Source organism: Reyranella sp., from assembly GCF_965279465.1.
Lineage (GTDB): Bacteria > Pseudomonadota > Alphaproteobacteria > Reyranellales > Reyranellaceae > Reyranella.
The window spans coordinates 7,835,455-7,861,378 of the sequence record NZ_OZ257242.1; the positions used below are offsets into that span (position 1 = coordinate 7,835,455).

The 25,924-nt window shown below is 66.1% G+C and carries 25 protein-coding genes; 9 read left to right on the plus strand and 16 right to left on the minus strand.

From position 1 onward, the window contains the following. Positions 1-53: 53 nt before the first annotated feature. A complete protein-coding gene (gene scpA, locus ACQY8M_RS38175) occupies positions 54-2,210 on the minus strand; it encodes a methylmalonyl-CoA mutase (protein WP_428667765.1) in 2,157 nt (718 codons plus the stop codon). Positions 2,211-2,363: 153 nt separating this feature from the next. Next, positions 2,364-3,575: a polyhydroxyalkanoate depolymerase gene (locus ACQY8M_RS38180; RefSeq protein WP_428667767.1), complete on the minus strand. Its 1,212-nt coding sequence runs from the start codon at positions 3,573-3,575 to the stop codon at positions 2,364-2,366. Positions 3,576-3,613: 38 nt separating this feature from the next. Between ACQY8M_RS38180 and ACQY8M_RS38185 the strand changes: the two genes are divergently transcribed. From ACQY8M_RS38185 to ACQY8M_RS38195, 3 genes are all read left to right on the plus strand, one after another. Then, positions 3,614-4,270 carry a glutathione S-transferase family protein gene (locus tag ACQY8M_RS38185; RefSeq protein WP_428667769.1) on the plus strand — a complete coding sequence of 219 codons (657 nt, stop codon included), beginning with the start codon at positions 3,614-3,616 and terminating at the stop codon, positions 4,268-4,270. Between the two features lie 36 nt (positions 4,271-4,306). Beyond that, entirely contained in the window at positions 4,307-5,278 is a 972-nt protein-coding gene (locus ACQY8M_RS38190) for a Bug family tripartite tricarboxylate transporter substrate binding protein (RefSeq protein WP_428667771.1), read from the plus strand. A 108-nt stretch (positions 5,279-5,386) separates the two neighbouring features. Then, positions 5,387-6,334 carry an alpha/beta hydrolase gene (locus ACQY8M_RS38195; RefSeq protein ID WP_428667773.1) on the plus strand — a complete coding sequence of 316 codons (948 nt, stop codon included), beginning with the start codon at positions 5,387-5,389 and terminating at the stop codon, positions 6,332-6,334. Between the two features lie 104 nt (positions 6,335-6,438). Here the strand turns inward: ACQY8M_RS38195 and ACQY8M_RS38200 are convergent, their stop codons facing one another. After that, the gene (locus ACQY8M_RS38200; protein ID WP_428667775.1) at positions 6,439-8,229 is read right to left on the minus strand and encodes an adenylate/guanylate cyclase domain-containing protein; all 1,791 of its coding nucleotides are present in this window, start codon (positions 8,227-8,229) and stop codon (positions 6,439-6,441) included. Positions 8,230-8,289: 60 nt separating this feature from the next. Between ACQY8M_RS38200 and ACQY8M_RS38205 the strand changes: the two genes are divergently transcribed. Further along, a complete protein-coding gene (locus ACQY8M_RS38205) occupies positions 8,290-9,648 on the plus strand; it encodes an MATE family efflux transporter (RefSeq protein ID WP_428667777.1) in 1,359 nt (452 codons plus the stop codon). 65 nt (positions 9,649-9,713) lie between these two features. Here the strand turns inward: ACQY8M_RS38205 and ACQY8M_RS38210 are convergent, their stop codons facing one another. Continuing rightward, entirely contained in the window at positions 9,714-10,226 is a 513-nt protein-coding gene (locus tag ACQY8M_RS38210) for a superoxide dismutase family protein (RefSeq protein WP_428667779.1), read from the minus strand. Between the two features lie 50 nt (positions 10,227-10,276). Between ACQY8M_RS38210 and ACQY8M_RS38215 the strand changes: the two genes are divergently transcribed. Continuing rightward, positions 10,277-10,696, plus strand: a complete 420-nt coding sequence (locus ACQY8M_RS38215; RefSeq protein WP_428667781.1) for a RidA family protein — start codon at positions 10,277-10,279, stop codon at positions 10,694-10,696. A 57-nt stretch (positions 10,697-10,753) separates the two neighbouring features. Here ACQY8M_RS38215 and ACQY8M_RS38220 read toward each other — a convergent pair whose 3' ends face one another. The 11 genes from ACQY8M_RS38220 to ACQY8M_RS38270 all read right to left on the minus strand — a co-directional run bounded on the left by ACQY8M_RS38220 (position 10,754) and on the right by ACQY8M_RS38270 (position 22,240). Beyond that, positions 10,754-11,617 carry an SDR family oxidoreductase gene (locus tag ACQY8M_RS38220; RefSeq protein WP_428667783.1) on the minus strand — a complete coding sequence of 288 codons (864 nt, stop codon included), beginning with the start codon at positions 11,615-11,617 and terminating at the stop codon, positions 10,754-10,756. Between the two features lie 15 nt (positions 11,618-11,632). Further along, positions 11,633-12,037, minus strand: a complete 405-nt coding sequence (locus ACQY8M_RS38225) for a hypothetical protein (RefSeq protein WP_428667785.1) — start codon at positions 12,035-12,037, stop codon at positions 11,633-11,635. Positions 12,038-12,044: 7 nt separating this feature from the next. Further along, positions 12,045-12,677 carry a hypothetical protein gene (locus tag ACQY8M_RS38230; RefSeq protein ID WP_428667787.1) on the minus strand — a complete coding sequence of 211 codons (633 nt, stop codon included), beginning with the start codon at positions 12,675-12,677 and terminating at the stop codon, positions 12,045-12,047. Then, positions 12,674-14,314: a transporter substrate-binding domain-containing protein gene (locus ACQY8M_RS38235; RefSeq protein WP_428667789.1), complete on the minus strand. Its 1,641-nt coding sequence runs from the start codon at positions 14,312-14,314 to the stop codon at positions 12,674-12,676. The genes ACQY8M_RS38230 and ACQY8M_RS38235 overlap by 4 nt, the downstream gene beginning before the upstream one ends. Continuing rightward, positions 14,311-15,009 carry a methyltransferase domain-containing protein gene (locus tag ACQY8M_RS38240; RefSeq protein ID WP_428667791.1) on the minus strand — a complete coding sequence of 233 codons (699 nt, stop codon included), beginning with the start codon at positions 15,007-15,009 and terminating at the stop codon, positions 14,311-14,313. Before ACQY8M_RS38240 ends, ACQY8M_RS38235 begins: the two co-directional genes overlap by 4 nt. Continuing rightward, complete coding sequence (locus tag ACQY8M_RS38245; protein ID WP_428667793.1) at positions 15,006-17,087, minus strand: adenylate/guanylate cyclase domain-containing protein; 2,082 nt, start codon at positions 17,085-17,087, stop codon at positions 15,006-15,008. Before ACQY8M_RS38245 ends, ACQY8M_RS38240 begins: the two co-directional genes overlap by 4 nt. Positions 17,088-17,131: 44 nt before the next feature. Continuing rightward, a complete protein-coding gene (locus tag ACQY8M_RS38250; RefSeq protein ID WP_428667795.1) occupies positions 17,132-18,532 on the minus strand; it encodes an amidase in 1,401 nt (466 codons plus the stop codon). A 132-nt stretch (positions 18,533-18,664) separates the two neighbouring features. Then, positions 18,665-18,871 carry a cold-shock protein gene (locus tag ACQY8M_RS38255; RefSeq protein WP_428667797.1) on the minus strand — a complete coding sequence of 69 codons (207 nt, stop codon included), beginning with the start codon at positions 18,869-18,871 and terminating at the stop codon, positions 18,665-18,667. A 238-nt stretch (positions 18,872-19,109) separates the two neighbouring features. Beyond that, positions 19,110-20,621 carry a UxaA family hydrolase gene (locus tag ACQY8M_RS38260; RefSeq protein ID WP_428667799.1) on the minus strand — a complete coding sequence of 504 codons (1,512 nt, stop codon included), beginning with the start codon at positions 20,619-20,621 and terminating at the stop codon, positions 19,110-19,112. 175 nt (positions 20,622-20,796) lie between these two features. Beyond that, the gene (locus ACQY8M_RS38265; protein ID WP_428667801.1) at positions 20,797-21,246 is read right to left on the minus strand and encodes a YXWGXW repeat-containing protein; all 450 of its coding nucleotides are present in this window, start codon (positions 21,244-21,246) and stop codon (positions 20,797-20,799) included. A 130-nt stretch (positions 21,247-21,376) separates the two neighbouring features. Further along, on the minus strand, positions 21,377-22,240 hold the full coding sequence (locus ACQY8M_RS38270) for a DMT family transporter (protein WP_428667803.1): 864 nt from the start codon (positions 22,238-22,240) through the stop codon (positions 21,377-21,379). Between the two features lie 42 nt (positions 22,241-22,282). Between ACQY8M_RS38270 and ACQY8M_RS38275 the strand changes: the two genes are divergently transcribed. The 3 genes from ACQY8M_RS38275 (at position 22,283) to ACQY8M_RS38285 (ending at position 24,126) form a co-directional block, all read left to right on the plus strand. Further along, complete coding sequence (locus ACQY8M_RS38275; protein WP_428667805.1) at positions 22,283-23,140, plus strand: branched-chain amino acid aminotransferase; 858 nt, start codon at positions 22,283-22,285, stop codon at positions 23,138-23,140. A 70-nt stretch (positions 23,141-23,210) separates the two neighbouring features. Continuing rightward, on the plus strand, positions 23,211-23,801 hold the full coding sequence (locus ACQY8M_RS38280) for an NAD(P)H-dependent oxidoreductase (RefSeq protein ID WP_428667807.1): 591 nt from the start codon (positions 23,211-23,213) through the stop codon (positions 23,799-23,801). Positions 23,802-23,913: 112 nt separating this feature from the next. Further along, a complete protein-coding gene (locus tag ACQY8M_RS38285; protein WP_428667809.1) occupies positions 23,914-24,126 on the plus strand; it encodes a YMGG-like glycine zipper-containing protein in 213 nt (70 codons plus the stop codon). A gap of 195 nt (positions 24,127-24,321) precedes the next feature. Here ACQY8M_RS38285 and ACQY8M_RS38290 read toward each other — a convergent pair whose 3' ends face one another. Beyond that, entirely contained in the window at positions 24,322-24,825 is a 504-nt protein-coding gene (locus ACQY8M_RS38290; protein WP_428667811.1) for a pyridoxamine 5'-phosphate oxidase family protein, read from the minus strand. An 87-nt stretch (positions 24,826-24,912) separates the two neighbouring features. Here ACQY8M_RS38290 and ACQY8M_RS38295 point away from each other — a divergent pair, with 87 nt between their 5' ends. After that, positions 24,913-25,884 (plus strand): ketopantoate reductase family protein, encoded by a 972-nt coding sequence (locus ACQY8M_RS38295; RefSeq protein WP_428667813.1) that lies wholly within the window; start codon positions 24,913-24,915, stop codon positions 25,882-25,884. The last annotated feature ends 40 nt before the right edge of the window (positions 25,885-25,924 follow it).

Sequence of the window (25,924 nt, forward strand, 5' to 3'; positions counted from 1 at the left end):
ATCATGAGCGAGCCAGAGGCTCGCGGTCCGGAAGAGCATGACGCACGCCCGGCTCAAGCCGCGCGCTTGTGGTTCTTCTGGCGCAGGATCGAGAGGATCTCGGCCGCCGCCGCAGGGATGTTGGTGCCTGGTCCGTAGATCGCCGCGACCCCCGCCTTCTTCAGGAAGTCGTAGTCCTGCGCCGGGATCACGCCGCCGACCACGACCAACACTTCCGACCCACCCTGCCGGGCCAGCTCCTCGATCAGTTGGGGCACCAGCGTCTTATGGCCGGCAGCCTGGCTCGACACGCCGATCACATGCACGTCGTTCTCGATCGCCGCGCGGGCGGCTTCCTGCGGCGTCTGGAACAGCGGCCCGATATCGACGTCGAAGCCGAGGTCGGCGAAGGCGGTGGCGATCACCTTGGCGCCGCGGTCGTGGCCGTCCTGGCCCATCTTGACGACCATCAGACGCGGCCGGCGGCCCTCTTCCTCGGCGAAACCGGCGATGTCGGTGCGGATGCGCTCCAACCCTTCATCGCCCTCCCACTCGGCGGCATAGACGCCGGAGATCGAGCGGATGGTTGCCTGATAGCGGCCATAGACGCCTTCCAGCGCCGAGGAGATCTCGCCCACCGTGGCACGCGCCCGCGTCGCCTCGATCGCCAGCGACAGCAGGTTGCCGGTGCCGTTGCGGGCCGCCTCGCCCAGCACCTTCAGCGCGGCGACGCACTTGGCCTCGTCACGGGTCTTGCGGATGTTGGTGAGGCGCGTGACCTGGGATTCGCGCACCATGTCGTTGTCGACATCGAGGATCTCGATCGGCGCCTCTTCCTTGAGCTGGAACTTGTTCACGCCGACCACGATCTCCTCGCCGCGGTCGATGCGCGCCTGGCGGCGGGCCGAGGCCTCCTCGATGCGCATCTTGGGCATGCCGGCCTCGACCGCCTTGGTCATGCCGCCCAACGCCTCGACCTCCGCGATCAGCTTGCGTGCCTCGGCGATCAGGCTCGCGGTCAGCGATTCGACGTAGTAGCTGCCGGCCAGCGGATCGACGACCTTGGTGACACCCGTCTCGTGCTGAAGGATGAGCTGCGTATTGCGTGCGATGCGCGCCGAGGTCGGCGTCGGCAGCGCGATCGCCTCGTCGAAGCTGTTGGTGTGCAGCGACTGCGTGCCGCCCAGCACCGCCGCCATCGCCTCGTAGGCGGTGCGGATGACGTTGTTGTACGGGTCCTTCTCGGTGAGCGACACGCCCGAGGTCTGGCAATGGGTGCGCAACGACAGCGAATCGGCCTTCTTGGGCTCGAACGGCTGGATCAGCTCGGCCCACAGGAAGCGCGCGGCGCGCAGCTTCGCCACCTCCATGAAGAAGTTCATGCCGATGCAGAAGAAGAACGACAGGCGCGGCGCGAAGGCGTCGATGTCGAGGCCCTTGGCCTTGGCTGCGCGCACATACTCGAGACCATCGGCGAGCGTGAAGGCGAGCTCCTGCACCAGCGTCGCGCCGGCCTCCTGCATGTGATAGCCGGAGATCGAGATCGAATTGAACTTCGGCATGAACTTGGCCGTGTGCTCGATGATGTCGGCCACGATGCGCATGCTGGGTCCGGGCGGATAGATGTAGGTGTTCCGGACCATGAACTCCTTGAGAATGTCGTTCTGGATCGTGCCGCCCAGCTTCTCCTGCGGCACGCCTTGCTCCTCGGCCGCCACGATGTAGCCCGCCAGCACCGGCAGCACGGCGCCATTCATGGTCATGGACACGGTCATCTTGTCGAGCGGGATGCCGTCGAACAGGATCTTCATGTCCTCGACCGAATCGATCGCGACGCCCGCCTTGCCGACATCACCCACCACACGCGGGTGATCTGAGTCGTAACCGCGGTGAGTGGCGAGATCGAACGCCACCGACAGGCCCATCTGGCCGGCCGCAAGGTTGGCGCGATAGAACTTGTTGCTCTCCTCGGCGGTCGAGAAGCCGGCATATTGACGGACCGTCCAGGGCCGGCCGGCATACATCGTCGCCTTGGGGCCGCGCGTGAAGGGGGGAAAGCCCGGCACCGTGCCGACCGTCTCCAGGTTCTCGAGATCGGCCGCCGTGTAGAGCGGCTTGACCACGATCCCTTCGGGCGTGGTCCAGTCGAGGGCAGCGAGGGGCTTGTCGCGCAACTCCTTGGCGGCAAGCTTCTCCCAGTCGGCGAGGGTCTTCTTCGGGAAATCGGCCATGTTCAATCGCTTGCTGTCATTGACGCGTCATTGTCATCCAGAGCGCAGCGCGGATCCTGGCTCATCGCCTCGAAGGTGCCTCGCTACGCTCGGCATGACAACCGGCATTGGGGGAGCCAACAATAAACGCTCGGGGAAGCGAAAACAGCCCCGCTAATCGTTGGCGAGTATCGTGTTCCGCACCAAGGGATAGATCTGGCCGGCCCAGCGGCGCCCGGCGAAGACGCCATAGTGGCCGACGCCGGCCTGCATATAGTGTTTCTTGCGGTAGGGCCGAAGGCTGGAACAAAGATCGTGCGCCGCCACGGTCTGGCCGATGGAACAGATGTCGTCCCGCTCGCCCTCGATGGTGAACAGCGCCGTGCGCCGGATCGCCCTGGGATTGACCCGCCGGCCCTTCCAGTCGAGCTCGTTCTTGGCCAGCAAATAAGTCTGGAACACCCGCTCGACCGTCTCGAGGTAGAACTCCGCGGTCATGTCCAGGACGGCGAAATATTCGTCGTAGAAGTCCTTGATGGTCTTGGCCTGCTCGGTCTCGCCCTTGGACAGTGCCTTGTAGAGGTCCACCTGCGCCTTTATGTGCCTCTCAGCGTTCATGCTCATGAAGGCTGTGAGCTGCAGGAAGCCGGGATAGACCCGCCGTGTCGCGCCCGGATAGCGCAACGGCACCCGGCTGATCAGGTTCTGCTCGAACCACGAGATGGGCTTGCCGGTGGCGAGATCGTTGACCTTGGTCGGGTTGACCCGCGTGTCGATCGGTCCGGCCATCAGGGTCAGGCTGCGTGGCTGCGCCGGATTGTCGTCCTCGGCCATGATCGCCGCCGCGGCCAGCGCCTGGACGCAGGGCTGGCACACCGCCACAACGTGCGCACCCGGCCCCATCGCTTCGAGGAAGGTGATCAGGTGCTCGATGTATTCGTCGAAGCCGAAGCGGCCATTCCACATGCCGACATCGCGCGCATTGGCCCAGTCGGTGATGTAGACGTCGTGTTCAGGCAGCAGCACCCGCACCGTGTCGCGCAGCAGGGTCGCAAAATGACCGCTGAGCGGCGCCACCAGCAGAACCCGCGGCTGGGGGCCCACGCCTTCCTTGGCGAAGCGCAAAAGCGTGCCGAACGGCATCGCAAGAGCCTCTTCTTCATGCACCGGCACGAGCTGGTTGCCGCATTTCACCTCGTCGATGCCGAAGGATGGCCGGCGGTGGCTGAGCGCCGCCCGACTCATCATCTCGCACAGCGCGCTGGCCGCGCGCCATCGTTCGGCACTCGCTTCCCCGCCCAATGCAAACCCCTGGCCTGCCACCGCAGCCCAGATTCGCATGGGCAACATCACGTCGGCGGTGGTCTGGTACAGGGCGTAGAGCATAAGGGGGCAATCGGCTCGGTTTTTGCTTCCCCGCCGTCATGGCCGAGGCTTCTCTTACGATCAGTAGCAAGAACTATTCCTCTTGGTCCCTTCGCGGCTGGTTGCTGTGCAAAATGGCCGGGATCGATTTCGCCGAGCGACTGGCGCCGCTCGACGATCCGGCGACGCGGGCGGAATTGCTGCTGCTGTCGCCGTCCTTCCTGGTGCCCTGTCTGGAGCATGGCCCGGTCAAGGTCTGGGACACGCTCGCGATCGCGGAGTATCTGAACGAGATCAAGCCCCAGGCCGGTCTGCTGCCGGCCGACGTTGCCGCCCGCTCGCATTGCCGCGCGGTGTGCGGCGAGATGCATTCGGGCTTCGCCAACCTGCGCTCGGCCCTGCCCATGAACCTCAAGGCCCGGCATGAGGGTTTCAAGGTCTGGGCCGGCGCCCAGGCCGACATCGAGCGGGTGACCTCGATCTGGCGCGAGTGCCTGCAGCAATACAAGGGCCCCTACCTGTTCGGCGCGACCCCGACGATGGCCGATGCGATGTACGCTCCGGTCTGCACCCGCTTCGCCACCTACGACGTGAAGCTCGATCCGGCTTCGGCGGCCTATCGTGACCTGATTCTGCGCTGGGCACCGATGCTGGAATGGACCAACGCGGCCAAGTCCGAACCCGAGGAAGTCGAGGAACTCGACGTCGAGTTCTAGGCGCGGCAAGCTCCGGTCAACGAACCGGAGGAAACAATGTCCATCAGCCGACGCGCCGCGTTGGGCGGCCTCGCAGCCTTGTCTGCGGGGCAGGCCCGCGCTCAGGCGGCCTTTCCGACCAAGCCGATGACCCTGGTGGTTCCATTTCCCGCCGGCGGCCCGTCCGACGTCTTCGGCCGCCACCTTGCTCAAGGCATGGCGGCCCGCATCGGTCAATCGGTCCTGGTCGAGAACAAGAGCGGCGCGGCCGGGGTCACCGGCGTCGACTTCGTCGCCAAGTCGGGCAGCGATGGCCATGTCATGGGCATGATGAGCGCTTCGGCCGGCGCCATCATGCAGCATCTCATGCCCAGGATGCCCTACGACCCGGCCAAGGACATCGCGCCCATCACATTGATGGTGCGTGTGCAGGAAATCCTGGTGGTGAATGCCAAGCTGGGCATCACCGATTTCGCCGGCTTCCTCTCCGCCGCCAAGGCCAAGCCCGGCAAGCTGACCTGCGGCTCGGCCGGCACCGGAGGCATCACCCATCTCGCCATCGAGTTGCTGAAGCACGAGGCCGGCATCGACATCCTGCATGTGCCCTATCGCGGCGCGGCGCCTGCGACCAACGACCTGATCTCGGGCACGGTCGACTCGACGCTGCTCGACATCACCGTCTCGCTGGCGCACATCCGCTCCGGCGCAGTCAAGGCGCTGGCGGTGACCTCCGACACCCGTGCACCCCTGCTGCCCGACGTTCCGACCATGCGCGAGCTCGGCCTGCCCAAGGTCAATTCAGACAACTGGTACGCGCTGATCTCGCCGGGCGAGGCGCCGCCCGCCGTACGCCAGAAGATCCATGCCGCCGCCGTCGCGACCTTGCACAGCAAGGAGGTCGTCGACGCCTATGCCGCCGTCGGCGGTGTCGTGGTCGGCGGCACGCCGGAGGAACTCACCAGGTTCCTCGCCGCCGAGAGCGCGAAGTGGAGCGAGGTCGTCCGTTTCGCCAAGGTCAAGCTCGAGTGACCGCCCACCGTCCCCGTCGTCCCGAGCGAAGCCGCCAATTCGCGCATGCCGGCGGTGCGCCCGCCCTGTTCGCCTACCACTACCTGTTCGACTGATCCGGAGACCGACATGCTCGATGCCGAAGCCCGCTTCCTGCTCGACCTGATGGACCAGGCCGCCAAGGAGGGACGGCCCAAGCTGCAGACGATGCCCTACGACAAGGGCCGCGCTGCCGTCGACAAGATGTCGGAGGACAGCGAGGCTGATCCGCCCGAGGTCGGTGAAACGGTCGACGGCAGCCTCGCCGGTCCCGGCGGCGCAATCCGCTACCGCCGCTATCGCCCGCTCGGCGTCGAGCCCGGTTCGCTGCCGACGCTGATCTACTATCACGGCGGCGGCTTCGTGATCGGCAACATCGAGACGCACGACTCGACGTGCCGGAGGCTGGCAAACAGGAGCCGCTGCCAGGTGATCTCGATCGATTATCGGTTGGCGCCCGAGCACCCCTTCCCCGCTTCGACCGACGACGCGCTCGCGGCCTTCCGCCATATCCGCGACAACGCCGAGGCGTTCGGTACCGATTCGAAGCGCATCGCCGTGGGCGGCGATTCGGCGGGTGGAGCGATCTCGGCCGTGGTTTGCCAAGCCTGCAAGCAGAACGGCGAGGGAATGCCTGCTTTCCAGATGCTGATCTATCCCGCGACCGACTCGCGGCGGCAGAGCGAATCGCACAAGCTTTTCGGCGACGGCTATTTCCTGACGCAAGAGCTGATCGACTGGTTCTGGAAGGCCTATATCCCGGCCGGCACCGACCTCGCCGACCTCCGCCTGTCACCGCTGCTCGCCCCCGACGTCACCGGCCTGCCGCCCGCCTTCGTGCTGACCGCCGGCTTCGACCCGCTGCGCGACGAGGGCCGCGCCTATGCCAACCGCCTGATCGATGCCGGCGTGAAGACAACCTATGTGAACTATCCGGGCACCATCCACGGCTTCTTCTCGCTGACCCGGTTCCTGAAGCAGGGATTGAAGGCCAACGACGAAGCGGCGGCCGTGATGGCGGCGCATTTCGGCACGTGAGTCGGAATGTCTTCTCTTCCGGACCGCAAGCATCCTGCTCGCTCATGCTCATGAGCGAGCAGGATGCTCGCGGTCCGGAAGAGCTTGAGAAGGTTCCTTGAAGGTCACGATTCGCGTGGCAGCACGCGAACGAATCCGACAGGCCGGTCGAAGCCTTTCAGCGACACGCTCTCGTCGCGCGTCGGGACGGACTCGAGCAGCGGCTTCACGGCGGGATCGTCGGCAACGGCGCGGCTCAGCACGATATCGCCGCCCGTGCTCTGGCCCTGCAGGCGGGCGGCCATATTCACGGTCGAGCCGAAGTAATCGAGCCGGTCGTTCAGGCTCACCATGACGCTGCTGCCGACATGGATGCCGAGCTTGATCGCAAGCGCGCGTTCGGCGGCGTTGGCGCGGTTGAACTCCGCGATGCGCGCCTGCATGGCGAGCGCCGCCCGCACCGCGTCGGCCGGATCGCCGAACGAGGCCATCACCGCATCGCCGATCGTCTTGACCACCGCGCCGTTGTGATCGCGCACGATCGAGCCCAGGAAGGCGAAGTGCTCGCGCACGATGTTGAAGGCCACCGCGTCGCCGACCCGCTCGTAGAGCGCCGTCGAGCCGCGCAGGTCGGTAAACAGCAGCGCGATCTGCCCGACCGCCGCGTCGTCGCCGGGCCGCAGCGTCGCCTCGGCGAAGAGGTCACGGAAGACCTGCAGCGAGATCACCTCGGTCGCGGTCAGCACGTCGCGCGTCCAGGTCCGGTCCTCGATCAGCGCAGCGAGCTCGAAATCCGCGTCGTTGCCAAAGCTGATCCTGCCCGCCTCGCCCGCGGCCGTCGCCTCGACGCCGGTCGCCGTCGCGCGCAGGCCGGGAAAAGCGCCGCCGTCATGGTCGATGTCGGCGACCGCGCCGGGATGCAGGGTGCGCATCCGGTAGCGCCCCGGCGGCAACGCGATGTCGATCGTACGCCGCTCGCCCGGCGCCAGCAGGAGCTGGACCGGCACATGCGGCGTCGCCATCGGACCGCTCAGGCAATAGCCGCCGGCCATCAGCGGCCGGATCGCCGGTGCCGGCGTGAAGGCGAGCTCGACATTGCGCTCGAAGTCGCGGTCGTAGTCGATGTTGCACGACGGGCAATGCGCGCCGCGCGGCAGCTCGGCGAGCGACACGGCGCTGAGCTTGGGCCCACGGCAGTTGGTGCACAGCAGATCCCATTGCATCGACAGCAGGCCCGCGCTCACCGCGGCGAGGCACGCCTCGATGGCGGATCGCTGCGCGACGCCGAACTCCCTCGCCAGCAGCTTGGGCTTGAGGTGCGCGAGATCGCTCGCCATGCCGCCCAGCACATAGTCGCTGAGCCGTTTGCCGAGGCCATTGCCATAAGGGCTGCTGTCGATCGTCGTGGCGAGCGCCGCCGCCCGCTCGCGCGCACCAGGCGGCAGCTCGGGCGCCGGCATGTCGAACATCGTCGGCCGCTCGCCGCTCGCGAAGGCCACGGCCTGCAACACGCGCTTCTCGACCGCGGTTCCTGCCTGTTCCGCGAGCTTCCTGCCGAACAACCGCCCGACGAAGGTGAGCGGCTCCCATTCGAGCGCATAGCTCACCTTGCTTCCGCTACCCGCCGGCTCGATGTCGAACACCGGCCCGAAGCGGCGGAATGGTCCCTTGGTGAAGAGGCGGGCCTGGCGGAAGTGACGGTTCGCGATCCACTCGTAGGGCTTCTCCTCCCAGGCGAGGGCGAAACCAGCCGCCTTGCCGCTGCCGCGGCGCAGCACGGTGCCGTTGGGCTGCGGCGTCTCCTCCAGGACATAAGGCGGCAGGCCCATCGCCTCGTTGAAGCGACTGGTGTCCGCGAGAACCGGCCACAGCCGGTCTGGCGGCAGGTCGAAATGCCAGGTCCAGGTGCGCCGCATGATCTACATACTGGACCCACGCCGTCCCGGATGCATCACAGGCCGGTGAAAGGACCGTCAATGGATTTGCGTCTGGCGAGAGAGAGCAGGCTCCTTCTTCGCCTCGCGATTCCACTGTCGCTGACGACTTTCGCCCAGCTGGCGATCACTACGACAGACCTGATCTATCTTGGTGCACTCGGCGCAGAGGATCTTGCCGCGGCAGCCATGACCGTGGCGCTCTACCAGGTTGTCACCATGTTCGGGCTCGGCGTCGTGACGGCGACGATGCCGATGCTGTCGAAGCTGCGAGGCAAGCAAGAGAACTCGGCGGCGGCATTTCGTGACGTCATGCGACAAGGCCTGTGGTCGGTGGCACTGTTCTGCCTGCCCTGCTGGGTGCTGCTCTGGCATGCCGAGAGCGTGTTCGCCGTCCTGGGGCAACCGCCGGCACTCGCCGATCGATCGATCGAGATGATGCGCGCACTGCAATGGGGCATGGCGCCCTTCCTCGGATACGTCGCGCTGCGAAGCTTTTTCGCCGCGCTGGAGAGGCCAACGTGGACTCTCCTCGTGGCCGTGCTCGGCGTTGCCTTCAATGCCGCAGCGGCCGGAGCGCTCATCTTCGGATGGTGGGGCCTGCCGGCGCTCGGCCTCGCCGGCGCCGGCCTTGCCACGACGCTCACCAACTTATTCATGTTCGGTGCGCTCCTTGGCGTGGCGATCCTTCACAAGCAACTACGACACTACAGTCTCCACACCGATATGCGCTTTCCCGGCCGCTCCGGGATGACCGCCTTCTGGCGTCTGGGTTTGCCGATGGGCATCACGCAGGTGCTCGATTCCTCCATCTTCTATGCCGCCTCGAACATGATGGGTTGGCTCGGGGCGGAAGCCCTGGCGGCGCATGTGATCAACCTGCAGATCATGAACATGCTGACGACGATCTCGGTCGGCCTCAGCCAGGCCGCGACCGTCCTGGTCGGGCAGGCCTTTGGCGCCGCAAGCCGGCAAGGCATGGTGCGCGCGAGCCTTGCGGCCTACCTCGTGACCACTGTCATGATGGCGGCCGCAGCCATCGCGCTCCTCGTATACCCGCGCCCTCTTCTCGCGATCTTCATCAGCGTCGGCGATCCGTCCAACGCGCACGTCGTGGAGGCTGGCCTCGCCCTGCTCGCCATCGGCGCCGTCTTCGTCATCGCGGATGGATTGCAGTTCATCGGCCTGGGAGTCCTGCGCGGACTGCACGACACGACCGTCCCCATGATCATCGGGCTTGTCGGCGGCTGGGTCGTCGGCCTGCCCCTCGGCGCGCTCCTCGCGTTCACGCTGGGAATGGGTGCCGCCGGGATCTGGCTCGGGCTGGCGGCAGGCCTCGGCGCGGTCGCGCTGCTGTTCGCCCTCCGCTGCGCGAAGCTCGTGAGCCAGGACCGAACGTGACGAACACTTTCCTCCCCATTCTCATGGGATGAAAGCTATGAGCGGATGCGTCTCGACCGCGACCGTCACTCCGCGATGACGCCGCAGGCGATGCGGTCGCCGGCATTGCCGGCCGGGTCGCTCTTGTAGTCGTCGGCCTTGGCATGGATGACGATCGCCGAGCCGTCAGCGTCGAACACCGAATTGGGCTGGCCCTTGACCAGCGAGATGGCGGGATTGGCGATCTCGATGACCAGTTCGCCGTTGGCCGGGACGTGCAGGTTCGGCATGTCGCCGGCATGGGCGCCTTCGGCCGCCTCCATGCCGTGCTTCTTGCCGTGCGGGTTGAAATGCCCTCCTGCGGTGGTGAAAGGCGGCTCGCACTTTCCAACGGCATGGACGTGGAAGGCATGCTCACCCGCAGGAATGCCTTTCAACGACATCTTGAGCAGCACGCCATGCGGTGTCTGGATCAGATCGACGGTGCCGACCTCCTTGCCGGCGGCATCTTTCAGCGGCGCTTTGGCGGTCTGCGCGTGAGCTGAGAACGACGCCAGACAGGCAACGCCCAACACGGCGATGAATCGGCTGAAAAGCATCGTTCCTCCATTATGATAAGCGAGCTGCAGCCTAAGGGAGACACCCGGCCATGACCACGTCTGATATCGCCTACACACCCATCCTGCCCGAATGCTGGACGCGCCCGCGCGGCTTCTCGCATGCAGTCGTCGCGACCGGCACGAGGAGCGTGCGCATCGCGGGCCAGATCGGCCGCGAGCCCAGCCAGGCCCATATTCCTGCGGGCACGGACGCCGGCACGCAATGGAAGGTGGCGCTCTCCAACGTCGTGGCGGTCCTGAAGGCCGCCGGCGGCCAGCCCACGCACCTGGTAGCCTTGCGAGCCTACGTCACCGACATCGCCGAGTTCAATGCGGCCGGAGCGGCGATCGGCGCGGCCTGGGGCGCCACGCTCGGCCGGCACTTTCCGGCGATGACCCTGGTGCAGGTCTCGGCTCTGATCGATCCCAACGCGAAGGTCGAGATCGAGGCCGAAGCGATCCTGCCCTGAGGCGAAGCATTTTTTGCTGGGCGCGCGACATTCCAGTGGCGCGCGTCCCAGCAGAAACTACTTCTTCAACACATCGGGCACACGATACAGCGGAAAGCCGTTGAACGGCTTGGAGCGCTCGTGGTCCGGCACTTCGTAGAAGTTCGACTTGGCGTTGTTGTGCAGGCCGCCGTCGACCCTGAGCCCGATGCCGGTGACGTAGGCCGCGGCCGGACTCAGCAGATAGACGATGGCGCCGGCGATCTCGGACTCCGTGCCGTGGCGCTTCAGCGGCACCTTGCCCTTCACGTTGCGCAGCACATCGTGCGCACGCTCGGGGTAACGATCGAGGCCTGACGAGGCGATGAAGCCCGGGATCACCGAGTTCACGCGCACGCCGGAGTGAGCCCATTCGACCGATGCGGTGTAGGTGAAATTGGTCTGGCCTGCGCGCGCTGCACCGTTATGGCCCATGCCGGGCATGCCGAGCTCGAAATCGGCGCCGACATTCACGATCGCGCCGCCGTGCCGCTCCATCGAGCGCAGATAGACTTCCTTCGACATCAGGAAGGTCGCCGTCATGTTATTGCGGATCACCGCATTCCAACCGTTGAGCGAGATGTCCCTGAGAGGCGCCGGAAACTGGCCGCCGGCATTGTTCACCAGCCCATCGATCCGCCCGCCCCATTTGATCACGCCGTCGACCGCGGCCTTCACCTGGTCTTCCTCGCGCAGGTCGGCGGCGAAGGTGAAGGCGTCTGGATCGGCAAGCTCTTCCTTCACGCGATCGAGCTTCTCCTGCGTGCGGCCGACCAGCGCAAGCCGGGCGCCGAGCGATTTCAGTTCATGCGCGGTACAGCGGCCGAGGCCCGAGCCGCCACCGGTGACGATGATCGTCTGGTCCTCGAACAGGCCGGGACGGAAGATGGAGTGATAGTGCATGGTTCACCGATTCCCTCACCCTGAAGGCCCGAAGGGCCGTCTCGACGGGTGGCAATAGACAAGGTGTTCGTCCCACCAGATAAGGTGGCCAACTCCTGCGGCGTCGAGCCGATCGCGTCGGCGCCGAGATCGGCGAACTTCGCCCCGATGTCGTCCATCCGCATGATCTTCGCCATCTCGGCGTGAAGCCACGCGATCGTGGCCGGCGCGCACTTGCGGCAGCGCCGCCGACATGTTGCCAAAATGAAATGGCGCATAGCCGGCCGCGACATTGGCCACCGGCGGGCCGCCGCCCGGCAAATAGGGCACAGCGAGCCTGACCGGCCTGGTCGGAAACGATTGTGCCTGCGCGTGCGGCGCAAGCACCGACAGCGCCACGCCGAGCAGCGCGTCGCGCCGGGAGGGACTCTCGAACTTCATGGGATCCTCATGCGGGCATCATGCGCCGGCCGAGCTCTCGCTGCAGCCAGCGCATGAAGGCGAGGCCGAGCTGGAGCGGGACGCCGAACAGCACGATACCGGTGGCGAAGACGATCAGACGGTCGCCGAGCGTGGGCAGCACCGCGGCCTCGCGCAGGATGATCGAAATGCCTTCGGGCACGCCGATCGCCGCCGCCGCGCCCGACGACATCACGATGACGAAGAAGGCGCGGGTGATGTTGGGCAGGAACAGCAGGGCCCCGAGCGGCGAGCGGCGGCGGAGCTGGCGCAGTGCCTCGACGCCGGCATCGGCCGCGTAGGCCGCCGAATAGGGCACCAGGGATACCGCCACCGTCATGACGCCCGACATAGCGAGCTTGACGCCGAACAGGCTGATGTCGCGCACGACGTTCAGCAGGAAGAACATCACCACGAAGGTCGGCGCCGCACGCATCAGCGAAATGATCGTCGCCGAAAGGCCGGCGCCCACCATGCCACCTCGGTCGCGCAAGACCGCGAGCGGCAGGCCGAGCAGCAGGCCGAGCACGAGCGCGATGAAGGAGATCTCGAAGTTCGTGACCATGGCGGACAGCAGCGTCGGCACGAAGTCGATCCACAGATCGCGCAGCAGCACGTTCATGCCCGGGCCTCGCCGCGTTCGAGCCAGTCCCTGAGCTTGTTGCACAGCCAGACAACGACCATCACCACGACAGTGTAGAAGACCAGCAACAGGCAATAGGTCGTCACCCGGCCGCTCGAAAACGAGGTAATGTCGGTCAGCGCGCTCAGGAGCTCGGGCGCCCCGATGAAGCTCGCGATCGGGGTGCCCTTGGCGGCATTGACCAAGAACGACACGATCGAAGTGGCCGAGCGGCCGAGCGCGCGGACGAATAGGCTCATCCCCGACGAGTGGCCCTCGTGATGCAGGCTGACCACCGCCTCCGACACCGCCTGGCCGGCGTTGCTGCCATTGCTGAGGCCGAGCGCCAGGATCGCGGCGGCGAGCGCCACCGCGGACGAATAGGGAACGATCGCATTGGCGAAGGCCGCGGCGATCACCAGGGTGAGCACGATCGGCGAGGATTGCAGGGTCACGGTGACCAGGCGCGCCGGCCAACGCAGCAGCCGCCATTCCGAGCCCAGCGCGAAGCCGAAGGCGATCGCGAAGCCGAGCGTCGCCGTGAGCGCGCCGGCGATCAGGATCAGCGAATTGACGACGCCGTTCAGGAACAGCGACAGGGCCGGCACCGTCTTCAGCATCGGCAAGGTGAGGTCGAGGCCAAGATCCCTCTCGAACCACTCCTCGACCGCATTCACGCGGTCCGCGAACGGCGTCGGCTGCAGCGCCGCGTTGAGCGCCGGCAGCACGCAGGCACCATTCGTGCTGCCGATTGCCGTGTTGCAGTCGGGACGCTGCCAGACGCTCCTCTGATGCTCGAGGAAGGCGGTGCCGATGCGATTCTTGCGCGCGATCTCGAGGAACACGCCGTCGCGGTGGAAGATCTGGCTCAACAGGTCGAGCGCGCGGGCAAGCTTGTCGCTACCGGTCCGTGCCACCGCCATGCCCCACGGCACCTGGGCAAAGCCCATCTTCTGCTCGAACTGGGCAGCAAAGGCCGGGTCGGTGAAATAGAAGGCGAAGAAGCTGTCGTCCTGAGCGGCCAGGGCGCAGGTCTCGTCCTTCAGCCGGTCGGGCAGGACGCCCGCCTCGTCGAAAAGCATCAGCCGCGCATTGTGCGAAACCAGCTCGGCATTGGAGCCGTTGCCCACGGTGACGCAGATTGTGCGGGCGGCGACATCCTGCCAGTTTCGGATCGGCAGCACCTTCGCGGCGACCAGCACGCTTTCCGATTGATAATAATGCGGCCGAACGAACCGGACCTGGCCGTCGCGCTGGGTGTTGTGACCCATGGTCGCGATGGTGAGGTCGATCCGGTCCTCAGCCAGCAAGGGAATGCGGCTCGCGGCGTTGACGCGGACGAAGTCGACTTCAACACCCAGGCGCCCAGCGATGGCGCGGGCGACGTCGGGTTCGTAGCCTTCGCGGACCAGGCCCTCGCGCGTGCCGAACAGGGGATAATAATCCCGCACGCCGGCGCGTATGCGGCCGCCGCACAAGACGCGCGTCAGCCGGTCGGACGGCTGGGTACAATCGGCCCGCACCTCCTTCAAGAGCTCGGCGAGCGCCGCGTCGGGCGTCTCGGCCCGCGAGGACGCGACCGCAACCAACAGAGTCAGCAAGCCGATCCAGAGACCGTTCAGAAACGGCCGCCTCATCCCGCCGCCGCGCCAATCTCGACGATATGCATTTCGCCGAATGTATAAGGGCCATGACGATGAAGCGACCGTCCTTCTTCGGCACGCAGCACATCCGGCGTCATGCGAGCGAGCTTCTGTTCGGCGATATAGACCAGCACGGTCAGAACGATGCGGAGCGACAAGCCGTGATCATGGGCAATGTCGCGGGAACGATCGAGACCGACGAAGGCGTTGTGAGAAAGGACGGCCCTTCCGCCGGGCGCGAGATGGACGGACAGGCCTTCGAGGAAGGGATCGAGCAACCAGCGGCCGTCGGCGCCGCCCGAACTCCAGGTCGAAAGGCGACCGGCGACCGGTACCGGCTCCATCGGAAAGTGCGGCAGGTTGGCAACGATCAGGTCGAAGCGACGGCCCGCCACCGGCAACCACATGTCGCCGCGGTGGAATTCGGCCATCGTGCCGAGGCCGCACTCGCCCAGCAGGCGGCGACCCGCCGAAACCGCATCAGGCTCGATGTCTACTCCGCACAGGGCCGCGGCCCCCATGGCGCCGAGCGCCGCCAGCACGATGCCGCTGCCCGAGCCGATCTCGAGCACACGTGCGCCGCGCACACGGTCGCGGCTGGCCTGAAGAGCCTGGATCAGGGCAGCCGTATATTCACTGGGACGGAGCACCGGGACGATCGGTGGGCCCGCTTCGGAAGCGCCCGTCATGGCTCCGCCAAACGCTTCAACATCACCGAGGCCACGGGATCGTCGGGGAACTCGTTCAGCACGGCACGATAACGCTCGCCTGCCAGATTTCTGTCCTCACGGATGATCGCTTCATGCGCCAGGCGCGTCAGAGTGGCAAGGCGCAGCACGGACGGGCTCGGCTCCAGCTCCTCGCCTGCGCCATAGGCGCCCAGCAACTCGTAGATCGGGATCAGCCCACGGCGACCTTTCACAGCGACCTCGTCGATCGGCCGCACACAGAGCCGCTCGCCGGCCTCCTTGAAGACGGCATGGCTGATGCAGATTCCGGTGCGGAATTCCTTGTTGATGCCTTCCAGGCGCGCCGCAATGTTCACGCCATCGCCCATCACGGTGTAGCTCATGCGCTGCAGCGAGCCGATGTTGCCGACCAGCACGGCGTCGGAGTGAATGCCGATGCGCACCTGCAGCGGCCGCGCACCCTCGGCCCGCCACGAATCGTTGAGTACGTCCATGCCGCGCTGGATTCGCAGGGCGGCGACGCAGGCGCGCCAGGCATGGTCCTCGAGCAGGCCCGGCGCGCCCCAGAAAGCCATCACGCCGTCGCCGATGAACTTGTCGATCGTGCCATGTTCGTCGTTGACCGAGCGGGTGACCAGCTCGAGGTGGCGAGAGACACGCAGCAGCAGAGTCTGGGTCGGCAGCTCCTCCGACAGCGTCGAGAAGCCTGCGATGTCGGAGAAGAAGATGGTGAGGAACCGGCTGTGCCCGCCGAGCTCCATCTTCTGGTCGGTAGCGAGCAGCTCCTTGACCAGTCCCATCGGTACAAAGGCGGCAAACGACTTTACCGCAACGTCGAGCGTGTCGATCGCGCGGGACAGCACGGCGATCTCGCGGACCGGGCTGTGCACGACGGGCAGCGGCTCGGGATGCAACTCCTGAATTTTGCCGACCTTGGCGGCCAGCCGTTCGAGCGGTGCGGAGACCGCGCCAGCCATGACGTAGATGATGACGAGCGCCAGGATCGTCGCTGCCAGGCCGAGCGCAAGCAGATACTGGTTGTTGCGGTCGAAGGCACCGGTGAAATCGGCGATCGGGGTGATGATGAAGAGCTGCCATTTCTTGCCGAAGTCGGGCGGCAGCGTGCTGAGGCTGGCAAAGTACTCGCGACCGCTATAGTGGAAAGCATAGAATGTCGCGCCGCTGCTGCGCGGATGCGCCCCGTAGGCGATCGCCGGCAGCTCGTTGTCGAGCTGGCTGATATGGCGCAGGTCGACCCGGCCCTTCTCGCTCGTGTAGGTTTTTGACAGGTCCGATGCAGAGAGTACGCGACCCTGCTGGTCCAGCACGTAGCTCAGCGCGTTGGGGCTGATCTTGTGCTCGGAGATGTATTCCGACAGTCCCTCGAGCGTTATGTCGGCCGCGACAACACCCTTTACCGCGCCGTCTCTCGAGAACGATTGGCCGACCGTGAACCCGATCAGCCCTAAAGTCGCGAAGACATCGGGGTCCGTGATGAACAGGCCGCCCGACTCGACGGTGTCGCGGAACCACATGCGGTTGCGAGGATCGTAGGCTGTCACGCCGGACGAGACGCCGAGCCTCTGGCCGTTGGCGTCGAGGAACAGGTAGCGGTCGATTGGCTTCTCGCTCCCCTTGCGCTCGATCCAGCGATAGGCGAATTGCGTCCCCGGCGGCGGCAGCGCATCGTTGATCGGCACCTTCGGGTCGATGCGGCGTGCCTGTCGGAAGGAGCCGTCGGACAGCCCGACATAAACGCTGACGATCTTCGGGCTGTGTTGAAGGATCGCGTAGAAGTACTTGATCGAGCGATTGTCGGCGTAGAAGTCCGTCTCCTCGTCGCCGACGACGGCGGCCGCCCGGATCATCGACTTGATCGGATCGAAGACGTCGCGGATGCTGTTGATCGCATCGCCACGGAAACGCTCGACCAGCTCCTGGCCCTTGATTCGCGCGATACGGTCGTTCGAGACGTAGTTCAGCGCGATGATCGCGGCAAGCACGGGAACCGTCAGCAGCACGAACAGCGTCAGGATACTGGGCTTTAGTCGCAGGCTTGGCCTGAAAGATTTGATCATCCGCCCCGCTTCACCCCCGTGAAGTATCGTACAGCAGGCCTGAATCAACCGTCCAGTGGCGGGCGATCGAGATGCCAACCGGACGCCTGCTGATAGGCGTGGCCGGCGGCGAGGATACCGGCCTCGTCGAAGGCGCGTGACACGATCTGGAAGCCGACCGGCATGCCGTCGGGCGTCATGCCGCCAGGCAGCGTGAGAGTCGGATGGCCGCTCATGTCGAACGGCGCAGTATAGCGCAGGCGCATCGCAACGGTCTCCGGATCCCGGCCGGCAGCGGCCAATGCTTCGAGCGACCAGACCGCCCGCGGCATCACAGGCATCAACAGCAGGTCGACCGAGGCGAGCAGCCGGCTGAGCGCGCCGGTGATCGCGGCACGACGGAGCTGCAGACGGGCGAACTCGGTGCCTGACAGCCGCCGACCCATCTCGATCAGGCCAGCAAGCACGCTGCCGTACTCGCCGGCGCGCGCGGGATAGGTCATCTCGTGCGCAACGGCGCATTCGACCGCACACAGCGGCACCCAGTCGACTGCGGCCTGGTCGAAATTCGCCGGCAGCACGACATCGACGATCCTCGCGCCCGCTTTGCCGAGCACCTCGACCGCCCCGTCGAGCGCGCGCCGTCCGTCGTCGTCGAGGCCGACGAGATCGACGGGCCGGCCGATGCACTTGCCCTTCACGCCGTCTGTGACGGCTGCGGCATAATCCGGCACCGGCAAGGTGACCGCGGTCGGATCGCGATCGTCGGCGCCGGCGATGACGCCGAGCACGATCGCGCAGTCGAGCGCGCTGCGGGTCATCGGGCCAATATGATCGAGCGACTCGGCGAGCGGAAAGACGCCGGCGCGACTCACCCTGCCCCACGTGGGCTTCAGGCCGGTGAGCCCGTTCATGGTGCTGGGAAAACGGATCGAGCCGCCCGTGTCGGAGCCGAGCGAGGCGAAGCACAGGCCGGCAGCGGTCGCGGCACCGGAGCCCGAGGACGACGAACCGGTCCAGTACGCCGCATTCCACGGATTGAGCGGCGCCGGAATGCTGGGATGGTGCGCACCAAACGCGCCCTCGGTCATCTGGAGCTTGCCGAGGATCACAGCGCCGCTGGCCTTGAGCCGCGCAACGACGGTGGCGTCCTCGCTCGGTACACTGGCGCGATGGATCGCCATCCCGGCGGCGGTCGCCACTCCCTTGGTATCGCAGAGATCCTTCACCGCGATCGGAACGCCATGCAGCGGACCGCGCGACCTGCCGGCCACGGCCTCGGCATCGCGCGCGGCGGCATCCGCGAGCGCCTGCTCACGCGTCAGCGTCGCATAGCTTCTCAGTGTGGGATCGAGCCGCTCGATTCGGTCGAGGATCGCCTGGGTGACGTCGACTGACGTGAACGTGCGCGCCTTGAGGCGCCGCGCGACTTCATCGAGCGACAGATAATGAATATCGACTGGCATGCCTCTCCCCTCGAGCGGACCGCCCCGCAGCCATGTACGCCGCAATGGACGCGCCGCTCAAGGTGAGCGTCAGCGCAAAAAAGAGCGGCGGTGTGATAGTCACACCGCCGTTTGCCCGGAGGCCGAAAGCGCTTAGTCGCCCGCCTTGAGATTCACCGCCGCAGACCGGCCCCGCTCGGTTGCGATCTCGTAGCTGATCTTCTGGCCCTCGTTGAGGCCGTTCAAACCGGAGCGCTCGACGGCGCTGATATGAACGAACACATCCTTGCCGCCTTCCTGCGGCTGGATGAATCCGAAGCCCTTGGTCGCATTGAACCACTTCACGGTACCGGTTGGCATCTCATCCTCTCCTTAGCCTAGTCTAGTACGTACGAGCACTCTCAACGTGCAGCCGCTGCGCTTGCTGCATCGACCGCGACAACTCGAAGAATTTGGGAAATTAGCGCGTTGGGAGAGTCCGAGGCCGCAAAGGGCTGGGCCGCCAAAGCCAAGGCCAAGTTCGTGAAGTCGTAAGTCGTTAGGGCCGCATATGTGAAACGAACGCTTTCAAGTCAAGTTGGTTGCATGAAATTCGCGCTCACATCGTCGCGCCGATCTTCCACGGCTCGAACTCATCATCGCCGATACCCATGGCTTCGGATTTTGTCTTTTGTCCGGACGCTGTCTTCACGATTAGTTCAAATATCTTCTTTCCGTTCTCCTGAATCGTTTCCTCGCCCTCGACGATCGTACCGCAGTTGATGTCCATATCGTCCGTCATCCGCCGGTAGAGTGCGCTATTGGTCGCAAGCTTGAGAGAGGGCGCCGGCTTGCAGCCAAACACCGAGCCTCGGCCGGTGGTGAAACACAGGACGTTGGCGCCACCCGCGACCTGGCCTGTGGCAGACACCGGGTCATAGCCCGGTGAATCCATATAGACGAATCCCTTGGCGGTGATCGGCTGGGCGTACTCGTAAACGTCGACGAGGTTGGTCGTGCCACCTTTCGCAACGGCCCCAAGGGATTTCTCGAGAATGGTGGTAAGGCCGCCCGCCTTGTTGCCGGGCGACGGATTGTTGTTCATCTCGCCGCCGGTGCGGGCGCAGTGGTCCTCCCACCATTTGATGCGCGCCACGATCTTCTCGCCGACCTTGCGGCTTACCGCGCGGCGCGTCAGCAGATGTTCGGCGCCATAGATCTCCGGCGTTTCCGACAGCACCGCCGAACCGCCGTGCCGCACCAGCAGATCGACGGCCGCGCCCAGCGCCGGGTTGGCCGAGATGCCGGAGTAGCCGTCCGATCCGCCGCACTGCAGCGCGAGAATCAGGTCGCTCACCGGAAGTGGCACACGCGTCACGTTATTGACCTCGGGCAACAGGTCCTTGAGGAAGCCGACGGCGCGCATCACGGTCTTCGACACCCCTCCCTCGTCCTGGATCGCCATTGGGATAAGCTTGGGCCCTTCCCGCAGGCCTTCGGCATCCATCAGGCCGGAGATCTGATTGGTCTCGCAGCCCAGCCCCAGCACGACGACGGCCGCCATGTTGGGATGGCGGGTGTAGCCGGCGAGCGTGCGGCGCAGCACATCCATCTCGAGGCCCGAGGCCGCCATGCCGCAACCGCCGCCGTGGGTCAGCGGCACCACACCGTCGATGTTGGGATACTGCGCCAGCAGGGGCTCGATCCTGGCGGCGATCATGCGGCTGGTCGCGGCCGAGCAGTTCACCGTGGTGACGATGCCGAGATAATTGCGCGTGGCGCTGCGGCCGTCGGCGCGGCGATAGCCCATGAAGGTCGCAGCCGGCGTGATGAAGTCGGTCGGATGAGCGTCGGCGCAGAAGGCGTAATCGCGCTCGAAATCACCCATTACGCAATTGTGCGTGTGGATGTGCGTGCCGGCGGCGAGATCGTCGCTCGCGAAGCCGATGATCTGGTTGTACTTGCGCAGCGGCTCGCCCTTCTTGACAGCACGGGTCAGGATCTTGTGCCCCGGCGGCACACGCGTCTGCGCCGCGACGTCGCCCTCGACCTTGGTGTTGGGCAGGATATCCATGCGCGCCACGACGACGTTGTCATTGGGATGCAGGCGGATGGTGATCGGTGCAGGCATGGCGGTCCTCCTAAAGCGCGCTTGTTTGCTCATTGGACCGCTATGAGCGAGCAGGAAGCTCGCGGTCCACCGAGCATGAACGAGGAGTTCATGCCGCGCGCTCAACGTGAGGATAGCAAAAAAGAAAGCGGGGCGCCCAAGGCACCCCGCTTCCTGAATTGTCACCCAACCGGTACTAGCGGCGATAGGGGTTGTCCGGTCGGCTGTCGTAGCGGTTGGGAACACCGTCGTGATCGCGGTCGCCCCACGACCGGTTGTCGGCGCGATGCTCGTAGCGGTCGGGAATGCCGTTGCCGTTGCGGTCCCATCGGCCGGCTATGTGATACCAGCCATTGGGGCCGTGATCCCAGCGGTCGGGGATCCATCGGTAGCCGACGCGCTCGGGCATCCAGTAGCCCGTTGTCCAGACGTGGCGGCCGCCCTCCCAGCGATAGTAGCCCGGCGCCCAGACGTAGCCCGCGCGCGGTGCAGGAACGACCTCATAGACCGGCGCCGGCGGCGGCGTGCCGATGACGACATTGAGACTGGCCTGTGCGGCCGCCGGCGTCAGCATCGCCGGGATGAGCAGCGCCGACGTAGAAACTGCGGCGGCGGCAAGAGCGGTGAATACGGTGTGCTTCAACATGACTTGCCTCCTGTGTGCACGGGCTCGTGGCACCCGTGTCTGTCTGCAAGGAAGTACGTTGGGGCGACCATTTCCGTGCCCACGCCGATTGGGGTATTCGCGCCTTGCGTGTGCCGAGATTCCGCCACGGTCAGCGGGCGACCAGCAGCACTATGACACCGGCCGCACAGGTCACGACGCCCAGCAGGCCGATCAGCGGAAGCCGCTCGCCGCGCAGGAAGATCAGGCTCAGACCGACGGCAAGCAACGGAAAGAGCGCAACCAGCGGCGCGACCAAGGTGATCGAGCCAAGACCGAGCGCCGCATAGAGCAGGAAGGTCGCCGCGCCGTTGAACACGCCGACCAGCGTGAACCACATCACGCCCCGTCGGTCCGCCGGCCCGGTACGCCAGGCCCGGCGTCCGACCAGCAGCAGGATCACCACCGTCGACAAGGTGTAGCCGATCGCCGCCGCCGCCATCGGTTCGTGCCACAGCGCGAGCGCCGTCTTGATCGCCGGCTGGACGGCGCCGCGTACCAGGGCGGCGGAGAGCGGCAGGACGAGCACCCAGAGCGGCCACTGCCGCCCGCCGCTACCGCCGCGCAGTGCGAGCAGCGCCACGCCGCCGATCACCATCGCCAGCCCGGCCATCTGGCCCGGACCAGGGCGCTCGCCAAGGAAGAGCACCGCACCCAGCACGGCGAACAGCGGAGACACATTGCCGACCGCGGCGGCGACCGCGGGCCCGAGCTTCTCGTTGGAGCGCACCGACAGGATCGACACCAGCACCGGGAAGATCAGCCCGACGCCGGCAAAGATCGCCACGGCCTCGAGATGGACCCGCCCGAAGTCCACGAAGATCAGCGCAAACAACCAGGCGAGGATCGCCGAACCGCCGATGCTGTAGAGCGGCGAGCGCCACGACGGGACGGTGCGCAAGCCGTACTGGATGAGAATTTGCGCGATGGCGAAACATAGCGCGGCGGCCAGCGCCAAAAGGGCTGCCGCGCTCATGGGAATCTGCTATTCCCGCCCGCTTCCGCAACCGAGGATATGATGGACACGCTCACCTACTGGAACGGCACGTGGCACGAGGGCAACCCCGCGATCCTGGGCCCGCGCGATCACGCCTTCTGGCTGGGCTCCATGGTATTCGACGGCGGCCGCGCGTTCGAGGGCTGCGGACCGGACCTCGATCTCCATGCAGAACGGGTGGTGCGCTCGGCCAGGGTGCTCGGCCTCGAGCCGACCAAGACCGCCGGGGAGATCCTGGCGCTGATGCATGAAGGCGTGCGCCGCTTCGGTCCGAAGGCCGAGCTCTATGTACGGCCGATGTTCTGGGCGACCAAGGGCGGGCCCGGCCCGATCTCTGTCGATCCAGGGTCTACCCAGTTCCTGCTCTGTGTCTATCTCTCGCCGATGCGCGCCGGCACGCCGCTGACCTTGGGCATGTGCCGCACGATCCGGCGGCCGACGCCGGAAAGCGCGCCGACGATGGCGAAGGCGTCCTGCCTCTACCCCAACTCCTCGCGCGGCGTCGCGGAGATCCTGGAGCGCGGCTTCAACAACGGTGTGGTGCTCGATTCGGCAGGCAATGTGGCCGAGACCTGCAGCTCGAACATCTTCCTCGCCAGGGACGGTGTGGTGGCGACGCCTGTGCCGAACGGCAGCTTCCTGGCCGGTATCACGCGCAACCGCACCATCACCCTGCTGCGCAACGCGGGCGTGCGGGTCGACGAGCGCACCGTGACGACCGCCGAGCTCGACGACGCCGACGAGATATTCACCACCGGCAACGCCGGCAAGGTACAGCCCGTCAGCCGCTATGAAAGCCGCGACCTGCAGCCGGGCCCGATCGCCCGCCAGGCGCACGAGCTCTACATGGCCTGGTCGCGGACCCAGCGCGTGATCTGACAGCCCCACGCTTTTCCGGAGATGGTGGGCTGTTGCGGAACTCCCCGCGGAACGAGGCGTTTGCCGAACCATGCGCATCCAGGTCGTTCACTGCCACCCTCTCGTCACCGGCTACAACCATGCGCTCTACGAGGCGATCGTCGAGACGCTCAAGGCCAACGGCCATGACGTCGTCGCGACCGACCTCTATCGCGAGGGCTTCCAGCCGGCGATGACGGAGCGGGAACGGCAGACCTACATGGAAGAGACCTACGACTACAGCGCCGTGGCCGGCTATGCCGACACGCTGAAGTCGGTCGACGGCCTCATCCTGTGCTTCCCCCACTGGTGGTTCTCGATGCCGGCCATGCTCAAGGGCTGGGTCGACCGCGTCTGGGGGCCAAGCATCGCCTTCGACTACGATCCCAAGGATCGGCACCTCGAGCCGGCGTTGCGCAACATCAGGCTTTTCGGCGTGGTGACCAGCTACGGCTCGCCGTGGTGGGTCGTGACCCTGTTCGCCGGCAACGCGGGCAAGAAAGTGCTGATGCGCGGGATGAAGCCCCTCTGCGCCAAGGGCGCGCGCTCCTTCTATATGGCACATTACGACATGGACCATTCGACGGCGGAGTCGCGCCAGGCCTTCCTCGAGAAGGTCCGCGCACGCGTGGCGCGCCTTTAGGTTGGACACAACTTCGCCACGCCATTTGCCGAGCTTCTGCCGCAATCTGCCTCGTATTGGCTAACCGAGAGCACCCCTCGCTCTCAATCAGCCCAACGGGGAGCCTTCTGTCATGCGTAATCTGATCGTTCTTGGTGCAATCCTGCTGACCGCGACGGCCTGCGGCGACACTTGGGGCCAGCGCGCCGTGACCGGCGGCGGCATCGGCGCAGGAACCGGTGCCGTGATCGGCGCCGTGACCGGCATGGGGCCGCTTACGGGCGCGGTGATCGGGGGCGCCGTCGGTGCCGGCGCCGGCGCCGCCACGACGCCGCGCCGTTACTAGCCCCGGCGGCCGGCGCTCTTGCGGCACTCCTTTGCGACGGTGGCAGCCAGCTGGCGGGCGAACTTGAGGGCGCCTGCTTCGAGAAAGTGCCCGTTGTCGCGATAGGGTCTCGCAAGGCCCGCGTGTCTCAGTATCCAGCTCGACATGGCGGCGGACCATCAATGGCCCGCCGCCGGCCGTCTTACAAGGCCAGGCCTAGCGCGAGTGCAGCTCGCGATGCTCGCCCATCCTGGGCGGCACGCCGGTCACTGCCGCCTTCTTGATCTTGAAGAGCTGGACGACCTTGTTGGTGTCGACATCCCAATAATCGACATGCTCGATGGTCACCGCGATCAGCGCCACGTCCGGATCGGTGACGCCGCCGGGAAACCAGGCCTGCACTCCGGTGTTCCACAGCGCCTTCTTCTTGGCGATATCGTCGACGAGGCGCGCGCGGCCCGCCACGGAGACATAGGCGTCGCTGGCCGGATCGGCATAGGCTACGTTCACGCTGGCATCGCGCGCGATATCGAGCACCGGCTCGCTGCTGCGCGCCATGAAGAACCACAGGACATTGGCGCGATCGTCGCTCCTGTTCTGCGTCGTCATCGGCCGGGAATGCATGTGACCGTCACTTGCGTGCGCGGTGAACATCGCGAACTTGATGTCCTTGATCAGTTCCCAGAATTTGGTCCAGTCGGCGGCGGTTTCGGCAGGCATGCTCTCGCTCCTTGTTCGGGTTCGGGAATCGGAACGGCCGGGCCGAGCAGCTTGTTCCCCCGCCGTCTCTTCCCGCACAGTGCCGTCATGAAGATCTGCATCTATGGCGCCGGCTCGATCGGCGGGATCATCGGCGCCCATCTTGCGCGGGTGAAGGGAGTAGAGGTGAGCCTGGTCGCCCGCGGCGCGCATCTGGCGGCGATCCGCCAGAACGGCCTGCGCCTCCTGTCGCCGCGCGAGGATTTCACGGTCCGCCTGGCCGCGACCGACGATCCGACGCAGCTCGGACCGCAGGACTACGTCATCGTCACCCTCAAGACGCATCAGTATCTGGCGGCGCTCGACGGCATCATGCCGCTGCTCGGGCCGCACACCGCCCTCGTGCCGCCGACGACCGGCGCACCCTACTGGTTCTTCCACAAGCTCGGCGGTCCGTTCGAGGGCAGCCGGCTGAAGCGCTCCGATCCCGGCGGCCGGCAATGGTCGCTGTTCGGGCCGGAGCGCGCGTTGGGCTGCGCCTACTGGGCCGGCGGCAAGATGCCGGCTCCGGGCGTGGCGCAGCTCGAGAACGAGATCTGCTACCTGCCGCTCGGCGAGCCCGACGGGTCGAACTCGCCCAGGGTGACGGCGCTCAGCCAGGCAATGAGCGAGGCCGGCCTCAAGGCGCCGGTGAAGCACGACATCCGCGCCGAGCTATGGACCAAGATGATCAACAGCCTGACCTGGAATCCGATCGCGGTGCTCACCCTCGCGAGCAACGGCGAGATCGGCCGCTCGCCGGGCGCGATCGAGATCGCGCGACGCATGATGATCGAGGCCGAGGACGTGGCCGCGCGCTTCGGCGCCGCGATGGCGACGCCGAAGGAGAAGCGCATCGCCTTCACCGTCGGGCTCACCCACCACAAGATGTCGATGCTGACCGACCTCGAGGCCGGCAAGCCGCTCGAGATCGACGCGCTGGCCTGCTCGATCGCCGATCTCGCCGAGCTGGCCGGTGTCGCCACGCCGACGATCGACATGATGCTCGCTCTCCTGAAGCTGCGGGCAACGAAGCAGTAGAATCTTCGCTGGGAGCGCGGCTCTCCAGAGCCGCTCTTCC

Coding starts and splice junctions, on each gene's coding strand:
- scpA (WP_428667765.1), bottom strand. CDS start 2,210: ATGGCCGATTTCCCGAAGAAGACCCTCGCCGACTGGGAGAAGCTTGCC.
- ACQY8M_RS38180 (WP_428667767.1), bottom strand. CDS start 3,575: ATGCTCTACGCCCTGTACCAGACCACCGCCGACGTGATGTTGCCCATG.
- ACQY8M_RS38185 (WP_428667769.1), top strand. CDS start 3,614: ATGGCCGAGGCTTCTCTTACGATCAGTAGCAAGAACTATTCCTCTTGG.
- ACQY8M_RS38190 (WP_428667771.1), top strand. CDS start 4,307: ATGTCCATCAGCCGACGCGCCGCGTTGGGCGGCCTCGCAGCCTTGTCT.
- ACQY8M_RS38195 (WP_428667773.1), top strand. CDS start 5,387: ATGCTCGATGCCGAAGCCCGCTTCCTGCTCGACCTGATGGACCAGGCC.
- ACQY8M_RS38200 (WP_428667775.1), bottom strand. CDS start 8,229: ATGCGGCGCACCTGGACCTGGCATTTCGACCTGCCGCCAGACCGGCTG.
- ACQY8M_RS38205 (WP_428667777.1), top strand. CDS start 8,290: ATGGATTTGCGTCTGGCGAGAGAGAGCAGGCTCCTTCTTCGCCTCGCG.
- ACQY8M_RS38210 (WP_428667779.1), bottom strand. CDS start 10,226: ATGCTTTTCAGCCGATTCATCGCCGTGTTGGGCGTTGCCTGTCTGGCG.
- ACQY8M_RS38215 (WP_428667781.1), top strand. CDS start 10,277: ATGACCACGTCTGATATCGCCTACACACCCATCCTGCCCGAATGCTGG.
- ACQY8M_RS38220 (WP_428667783.1), bottom strand. CDS start 11,617: ATGCACTATCACTCCATCTTCCGTCCCGGCCTGTTCGAGGACCAGACG.
- ACQY8M_RS38225 (WP_428667785.1), bottom strand. CDS start 12,037: ATGAAGTTCGAGAGTCCCTCCCGGCGCGACGCGCTGCTCGGCGTGGCG.
- ACQY8M_RS38230 (WP_428667787.1), bottom strand. CDS start 12,677: ATGAACGTGCTGCTGCGCGATCTGTGGATCGACTTCGTGCCGACGCTG.
- ACQY8M_RS38235 (WP_428667789.1), bottom strand. CDS start 14,314: ATGAGGCGGCCGTTTCTGAACGGTCTCTGGATCGGCTTGCTGACTCTG.
- ACQY8M_RS38240 (WP_428667791.1), bottom strand. CDS start 15,009: ATGACGGGCGCTTCCGAAGCGGGCCCACCGATCGTCCCGGTGCTCCGT.
- ACQY8M_RS38245 (WP_428667793.1), bottom strand. CDS start 17,087: ATGATCAAATCTTTCAGGCCAAGCCTGCGACTAAAGCCCAGTATCCTG.
- ACQY8M_RS38250 (WP_428667795.1), bottom strand. CDS start 18,532: ATGCCAGTCGATATTCATTATCTGTCGCTCGATGAAGTCGCGCGGCGC.
- ACQY8M_RS38255 (WP_428667797.1), bottom strand. CDS start 18,871: ATGCCAACCGGTACCGTGAAGTGGTTCAATGCGACCAAGGGCTTCGGA.
- ACQY8M_RS38260 (WP_428667799.1), bottom strand. CDS start 20,621: ATGCCTGCACCGATCACCATCCGCCTGCATCCCAATGACAACGTCGTC.
- ACQY8M_RS38265 (WP_428667801.1), bottom strand. CDS start 21,246: ATGTTGAAGCACACCGTATTCACCGCTCTTGCCGCCGCCGCAGTTTCT.
- ACQY8M_RS38270 (WP_428667803.1), bottom strand. CDS start 22,240: ATGAGCGCGGCAGCCCTTTTGGCGCTGGCCGCCGCGCTATGTTTCGCC.
- ACQY8M_RS38275 (WP_428667805.1), top strand. CDS start 22,283: ATGGACACGCTCACCTACTGGAACGGCACGTGGCACGAGGGCAACCCC.
- ACQY8M_RS38280 (WP_428667807.1), top strand. CDS start 23,211: ATGCGCATCCAGGTCGTTCACTGCCACCCTCTCGTCACCGGCTACAAC.
- ACQY8M_RS38285 (WP_428667809.1), top strand. CDS start 23,914: ATGCGTAATCTGATCGTTCTTGGTGCAATCCTGCTGACCGCGACGGCC.
- ACQY8M_RS38290 (WP_428667811.1), bottom strand. CDS start 24,825: ATGCCTGCCGAAACCGCCGCCGACTGGACCAAATTCTGGGAACTGATC.
- ACQY8M_RS38295 (WP_428667813.1), top strand. CDS start 24,913: ATGAAGATCTGCATCTATGGCGCCGGCTCGATCGGCGGGATCATCGGC.